Source organism: Ruoffia sp. FAM 20857, from assembly GCF_045528645.1.
Lineage (GTDB): Bacteria > Bacillota > Bacilli > Lactobacillales > Aerococcaceae > Ruoffia > Ruoffia halotolerans.
Genome location: NZ_JBGQRB010000068.1, coordinates 1 through 6,992 on the forward strand (window position 1 = coordinate 1; position 6,992 = coordinate 6,992).

The 6,992-nt window shown below is 37.4% G+C and carries 6 protein-coding genes; 5 read left to right on the forward strand and 1 reads right to left on the reverse strand.

Going from position 1 to position 6,992, the window contains the following annotated elements:
* The first annotated feature begins 229 nt into the window (after positions 1–229).
* The 5 genes from murF to ACEN4N_RS10765 all read left to right on the forward strand — a co-directional run bounded on the left by murF (position 230) and on the right by ACEN4N_RS10765 (position 5,801).
* Positions 230–1,636 carry a UDP-N-acetylmuramoyl-tripeptide--D-alanyl-D-alanine ligase gene (gene murF / locus ACEN4N_RS10745; RefSeq protein ID WP_407094217.1) on the forward strand — a complete coding sequence of 469 codons (1,407 nt, stop codon included), beginning with the start codon at positions 230–232 and terminating at the stop codon, positions 1,634–1,636.
* Between the two features lie 177 nt (positions 1,637–1,813).
* A complete protein-coding gene (locus tag ACEN4N_RS10750) occupies positions 1,814–3,325 on the forward strand; it encodes a DEAD/DEAH box helicase (RefSeq protein ID WP_407089110.1) in 1,512 nt (503 codons plus the stop codon).
* A gap of 257 nt (positions 3,326–3,582) precedes the next feature.
* Positions 3,583–3,993, forward strand: coding sequence for a holo-ACP synthase (gene acpS / locus ACEN4N_RS10755; RefSeq protein ID WP_407094218.1), 411 nt, complete (start codon positions 3,583–3,585; stop codon positions 3,991–3,993).
* Positions 3,993–5,147: an alanine racemase gene (gene alr / locus ACEN4N_RS10760; protein WP_407089112.1), complete on the forward strand. Its 1,155-nt coding sequence runs from the start codon at positions 3,993–3,995 to the stop codon at positions 5,145–5,147. Before acpS ends, alr begins: the two co-directional genes overlap by 1 nt.
* 21 nt (positions 5,148–5,168) lie before the next feature.
* Positions 5,169–5,801, forward strand: coding sequence for an MBL fold metallo-hydrolase (locus ACEN4N_RS10765; RefSeq protein WP_407089113.1), 633 nt, complete (start codon positions 5,169–5,171; stop codon positions 5,799–5,801).
* A gap of 225 nt (positions 5,802–6,026) precedes the next feature.
* Here the strand turns inward: ACEN4N_RS10765 and cbpA are convergent, their stop codons facing one another.
* Positions 6,027–6,659: a cyclic di-AMP binding protein CbpA gene (gene cbpA, locus ACEN4N_RS10770; protein WP_407094219.1), complete on the reverse strand. Its 633-nt coding sequence runs from the start codon at positions 6,657–6,659 to the stop codon at positions 6,027–6,029.
* Positions 6,660–6,992: the final 333 nt, after the last annotated feature.

Below are 6,992 nucleotides of genomic sequence, written 5' to 3' on the forward strand. Positions count from 1 at the left end.
GCCAAGTGAATTCTCCTTTTAGTAATGTATGGTAACTTTATTATATAGGAATTCACTGGCTTTTGTGTACATACAAAAAAAGGTGTCAGTGAGATTTCTCTCACCAACACCAAAAATTCAAGAACCTCATTATTTTGCTTTGCAATAGTGATTCGTATTTTATTTTGGACAAAATATGATATATTTAACTAGATATGATAAATAACGAGAAATGTATGGTAGGTGAAACATGAAAAATATTAAATTAATGGTTGTAGTTAAAGCAGTACATGCGATTGACTACACCGCAGAAAATAGAGACATTGAAATTAATAACGTAGAATTCGATTCCCGCCAAATAACTTCTGGAAGCTTATTCGTTCCGCTAACTAGTGGAAAGACAGACGGCCATGAATATATCCAAAAAGCGATTGAGAATGGTGCTATCGCAACTTTTTGGTCTAAAGACCAAGCTGAGGCTCCTTCGGAACAAATTGCCTGCATCTTTGTAGACGATACTTTAGAAGCGATGCAAGCCTTAGCGAAATACTACCGTGACATTCTAGACCCAATCGTGATTGGAATTACAGGAAGTAACGGAAAGACAACGACCAAAGATATGACAGCCAACGCGCTCATGGCAAAATACCAAGTGCATAAAACTCAAGGGAACTATAATAATGAGATTGGTTTACCTTATACGTTACTGCAAATGCCAGAAACAACTGAAGTTGTAGTGTGTGAAATGGGTATGAGTGGTTTCGGGGAAATTAAAGCTTTGAGTGAAGTTGCCCAACCGGATATTGCAGTCATCACATTGATTGGCGAAAGTCATTTAGAGTTCTTAGGATCACGTGCAGGAATTGCTCAAGCCAAATTAGAAATTTCATCTGGCTTAAAAGAATCTGGTCTATTTATTTATCCAGGTGACGAGCCCTTAATACAAAGTGAGATGCCAGAATTAAATAAATCCATTGATACGCTAAGTATCGGCTTTGACGAGACCAGTGATGTTTATGCGAAAGAATTAATTGAAGAACAAAGTAAAACTTACTTTAAAACAAACTTAGACGAAAATGTTCTATGTATGATTCCGGTTATGGGAGCGTATAACGTATCAAACGCCTTAATTGCTTTAAGTATTGCCAAAAGCATTAATGTTCCAATTGAACAAGCGATCTTCCAATTGTCTCAGTTTAAATTAACGGCGAACCGTTTAGAATGGCTAGAGATGAAGAATGGCGCTCAACTATTAAATGACGCCTATAATGCGAGCCCAACATCGATGCGAGCAGTATTACAAGCTTATTCAACACTTCAAACAAAAGAGAACGGTCGTAAAATTGCTGTCCTAGGAGATATTCGCGAATTAGGTCCTCACAGTGAACAATTCCACCGTGAGATTGCGAAAGATATTGACCCGCAAAATATCGATGTCGTTTACTTGTTTGGTGAGCAAATGCAATATTTATACGAAGAATTAAAAGAAGTTTATGATGACACACATCTCATCTATGAACCAGAAAGCCATCAAATACTCATTGAACAACTTGAAAATACGGTTACTTCAGAGGATATGGTCTTAGTTAAATCAAGTTTCGGCGTTGATTTATTAAGAATCGTGACACACTTAACAAGTAAGGAAACGCAATCATAAACAAAATAGTTGTGACGTAAGGATTAACATGTTACACTAACAAAGGTTAAAGTGAAAATTTACATAGCATCGCCTAATGACACATGCCCATTGCTTGATACTGAGTTGTGTCTAGGCGTTTTTTCTTTTTAAACAAACATATAACAAACAGGCAAAACAGAAAGAGGTAATACCTTAGTGAAATTTAATGAATTTAATTTAAAACCCGAACTAATCCATACTTTAGATGATATGGGGTTCGAGGAACCAACACCTATTCAACAACAAGCAATCCCACATGCACTAGAAGGACGCGACGTTATTGGTCAAGCTCAAACTGGTACTGGTAAAACAGCTGCATTTGGTCTTCCAATGTTGAATAAAATCCACAATAATAATAAAGGAATTCAAGGAATTGTTATTGCACCAACTCGTGAACTTGCAATCCAAGTTCAAGAAGAAATTTTCCGCTTAGGAAAAGATGTTCGCGCACGCGTATTCACTGTATACGGTGGAACATCCATTCAAAAACAAATCGAACGTATCAAACGTAATCACCCACAAATCATCGTTGGGACACCAGGACGTGTTCTAGATTTAATTAACCGTCGTGTCTTAAACTTAAAAGGCATCGAGACAGTCATCTTAGACGAAGCAGATGAGATGTTAAATATGGGATTCATCGATGATATTAAATCGATTATCGAAAAAACTCCTGCAACACGTCAAACATTATTATTCTCAGCAACAATGCCAGCTGCAATTAAAAAATTAGGAGAGCAATTCTTAACTGACGCAATTCACGTGAAGATTGAAGCGAAAGAAATGACAGCTGATTTAATTGAACAATACTTTGTTAAATTAAAAGACAACGAAAAATTTGATGTCTTAACACGCTTCATGGACGTACAAAATCCAGAGCAAGCCATCATCTTCTGTCGTACAAAAAAACGTGTTGATGAAGTAGGACGCGGTTTAACATTACGTGGTTACAACTCAGAATTAATTCACGGTGACGTAACACAACAAAAACGTTCAAGCGTAATTAACGAATTCCGTCAAGGACGCATTGAAATCTTAGTGGCAACTGACGTTGCAGCTCGTGGTTTAGATATCTCAGGTGTGACACACGTTTATAACTATGATATTCCACAAGACCCAGAAAGTTACGTTCACCGTATCGGACGTACAGGACGAGCTGGTAAAGATGGCATGTCATTATCATTCGTTACACACAACGAAATGTCTTACTTAAAAACAATCGAGAACTTAACTCGTAAACAAATGAAACCATTAAGCCCGCCAACATCAGAAGAAGTAGAGCACGGACAAGTTCAACAATTAGTTGACCAAATTAATGAGATTTTAGAATCGAGTGAAGCAAACAAACACCGCAACACTGCGAAAATGTTATTAGCGCACTACGAAGCAAATGATTTAGTTTCGGCTTTATTAAAAGAAGTTTTATCAGAAAATAACGATGTTGAGGTTGTTATTTCTCCACAAAGACCATTACCAAATGCTGGTGGAAAGAAATCTAAAAACAACAAAAAATACAACAGACGCCGTAGTAACAACCGTAATGACCGTGGTGGAAACAACCGTGGAAAACAAGGATACAAAGGCAAACAAGGTAACAAAGGTAAACAACAAGGAAACAATTCTGATCGTAAAAGCAAGAACTTTAAAATCAAGTCTAAAAACGACTAAGTAGCACATTCTATGAAATGTTTGTTAAAAAAGTACCATATTCATTTTAACGGAATAAACTAAACACAGTTTATCCTTTTATTCAGCTTTTCTAATATAGTAAAAGCTGACTTTTAACCAAAAAATACATATATATAAATAGTATAAGTAAAGCAATGGCGGAAGCTAACGCATTTTGCTGCAGAAGCCGTATGACACAATGTTCATACGGCTTTTATTGTATAATTGAATATATAAAATCAAAAGGGAGAACTAGAATGCAATTAGGGACAGATATAATAGAAATAGAACGTATTGTAGAAGTTTCTGTGCGACAACCTTGTTTTGCGGCTAAGATTCTGACGGAACTTGAGTTGGAAATCTATAATACATACTCGCAAGTCAGGCAAGCCAGCTTTTTAGCGGGACGATTTAGTGCCAAAGAAGCCTATGGAAAAGCTTTAGGGACAGGCGTAGGTAGTAAATTAAAGTTTACTGATATTACCATATTGCCTGACGAACGCGGTGTGCCGGTAATTACTAACGCACCCTTTACTCACCCAGAAGCGAAAGTTTCCATCAGTCATTCACGCTTTCATGCGACAGCAACTGTGATTGTTGAATTAGATGATCCTACATTAAGAGACAGATTAAAAGAGTATTTTTCTAATAAGAAGGAGATAAATTAATGATAGATTATAGCGACCATAGACCTACACAAGCGATCGTCGATTTAACTGCGATTCGCCACAATATTCACTTAGTTGAAAGTCAGTTAAAAGACAATCAACAAATTTATGCCACTGTCAAAGCTGATGGCTACGGACACGGAGCTGTGCCAATAGCTCGAGCAGCGCTTCAGGCTGGTGCAACTGGATTAGCTGTTGCGACAGTTGATGAAGGAATTGAATTACGTAGCCAAGGATTCTCACAAGTGCCCATTCTTATATTAGGCCTAACAGATTCGCGTGGTATCGCAGAAATTTTACATTATAATTTAACCATTACCGTGAGTCATTTAGATTTTTTCAAACTGGCTTATGAGCAATTAGAAGAAACAAACCAGCTTGGTTTATTAAATCTATCTAAATTAACTTTCCATCTGGCTTTAGATACAGGTATGGGACGTATTGGACTGCGCTCTGTTGAAGAAGTTGAAGTATTTAAAGCAGGCATTAAAGCCTATCCTTGGACAAATTGGGAAGGTGTCTTTACCCACTTCTCAACAGCCGGTGGTGGACCAGAAGAATATATTGAAGAGCAATATAATAAGTGGGTAGAATTAACTGAAGCTATTCCTGAAGATGTTAAAGTGCGTCATATCGCCAACTCTGGTATGGGTATGTGGCATTTGGATTATCCAACCGATATTATTCGTTTAGGAAGTGCGATGTACGGAATTGACCCCAAAGGTGATTTTGATAATCCAATCACTAAAGATTTACGACCGGCTTTACAATTAGTGTCCGAATTAATCTATGTGAAGAAAGTAGAGAAGGGATCTAAAGTGAGCTACGGCGCTACGTATGAAGCAAGTGAAGATGAGTGGATTGGAACAATTCCAATTGGTTATGCAGACGGGTGGTTACGTCACTATAAAGGAATTTCTTTAAATGTTGACGGCCAAGCTTGCCCAATTGTTGGGACGATTAATATGGATCAATTGATGATTCGCTTACCGCGTGAATATCCTATTGGAACAAACGTGACTCTGATCGGAACGGATTATAAAGGGAAAAACCATGCGACAACAATTGCAAAAGAAGTTGGAACGATTGGTTATGAAATCCTAACGTCTATTGGTCCTCGAGTGACAAGAGTCTATTTAGACGATTCTTATTAAAAATTTCAAGGAGGCAAAATTATGTTAAAAGTAGCAAAATTAGTTGTCGGTCAAATTCAGGAAAATACGTATGTCGTCTATAATGAAGACAACAAAGCATTGATTATTGATCCAGGTGATGATGCAGACCGTATTATCGCTTGGATAAAGGAAAATAGTTGGGAGCCCGAAGCGATTCTGATTACTCATACACATTTTGACCATGTCTTAGCAGTGGATTCAGTGCGAGATGAATTCGGTATTGAAGTATATGTTCATGAAATTGAATCGGAGACATTCCAAACTCCGAACCGTAATATGCAACCAAGTACAGTTGTAGTGAACCATCCAGCGGATCATTTATGGACTGAACTTGGAGAACATACAGTCGGACCATTTACCTTTGACATTGCGTTGATTCCAGGTCACAGTCCCGGACATGTCGTGTACACATTCAAAGAAGATGGCTTCGTGATTTGTGGCGACACTGTATTCAACGGCTCGATTGGTCGAACTGATACACCTGGTGGCGATTTACAAACGTTATTAGTTGGAATTGTCCGCAATATCTTAACTTTACCCGGAGACTTTGTATTGTTTCCAGGACATGGTGGACCAACGACTGTCTCACAAGAAATCCAATCGAATCCTTTCTTACAAGGCTTTAAAGCTTAAAAACATTAAATGAGAGCAAGCAAAAAGTGTCCAAAAAACTTTGGACACTTTTTAATTTGTGATGGGTGAATGAGTTGGGGTGGAACTAGAGCCAAACCGGGGATCCATTTGTCTTGAGTGGTTGCAACTAGAGTCGAACGCCAAACTCATTAGTCTTGAGTTGCCTTAACTTGAGCCAAACAGCACAGCCATCTAACTCAAATGCTCTCTCAAATTTTCACTATCCTACAACGTAACCACATTGACATCGTATTTGCGGCGAGTCAAGTCTTTAACTAGTGCACGGACTGATGATACATCCAAGTACTCTGGTAGCGTTACCATTAAGTAAGTGGACGTATCATAGGTTGTTTTCTCAAAGGTAACGGCAGATTGAATATCTGCTTTACGATTCACAAGTCGAGCTAACTTGTTCAGCTCGCCTTTTTCCCCACGTGTTTGAATAGCAAGAACGTAACCTGACTTGTCTGCGACCCAAGCTTGAGCTAAGTAATTAATCATAGCATCATGTTGGATGACGCCCGTAAAGACATTTTCCTTATCCAATACGGCAATAAAAGGTAAATCACGAATCGCAAAAATTAATTGGTAAAAGGTATCATTCTCGTGAACAACTCGCGTCGTGTTTTTAAGAAATTGAGTCACTTTTACTTGCGCAAGATCGGCATCGGGATGATGAAATTTGTATTTATAAATATGATAACGGTAAATATTACCGCGGTATAATGTATTAGTAGCATCGACGACCGGCGCATTTCTTAAAGAATGCTGCTCTAAAATTTCGATCGCGTCGAGACAATTCATTGTTTCACTAATAGTCACAATATTGTCTTTATGATGCACGAGGTTTTTTATCATAAAGCGAAACTCCTTGTATTAAAATTAACTGTAGTTTGATAGATTCATATTAGCAAAATGTGATTCAGAATGCAAAGAATTCTAATTGTTTTTTAATATTAAATTAATGCTAAATCTGTGTTTCTCATTAACACAACATATAATATTAACATATATGCGTAGGATTATCTAGTTTTTATTAGAATTATTATGCAATAGAAATATGTGGTGTGTTGTAAGATGAAACGCAACACTAAAAAAAGACATGAAGATTCGTTATACTTAAGTCACCACAACATAGTATAAGGAGAGAATCTTCATGTCACACACTCATTTTAACACAAAGAAATCTAA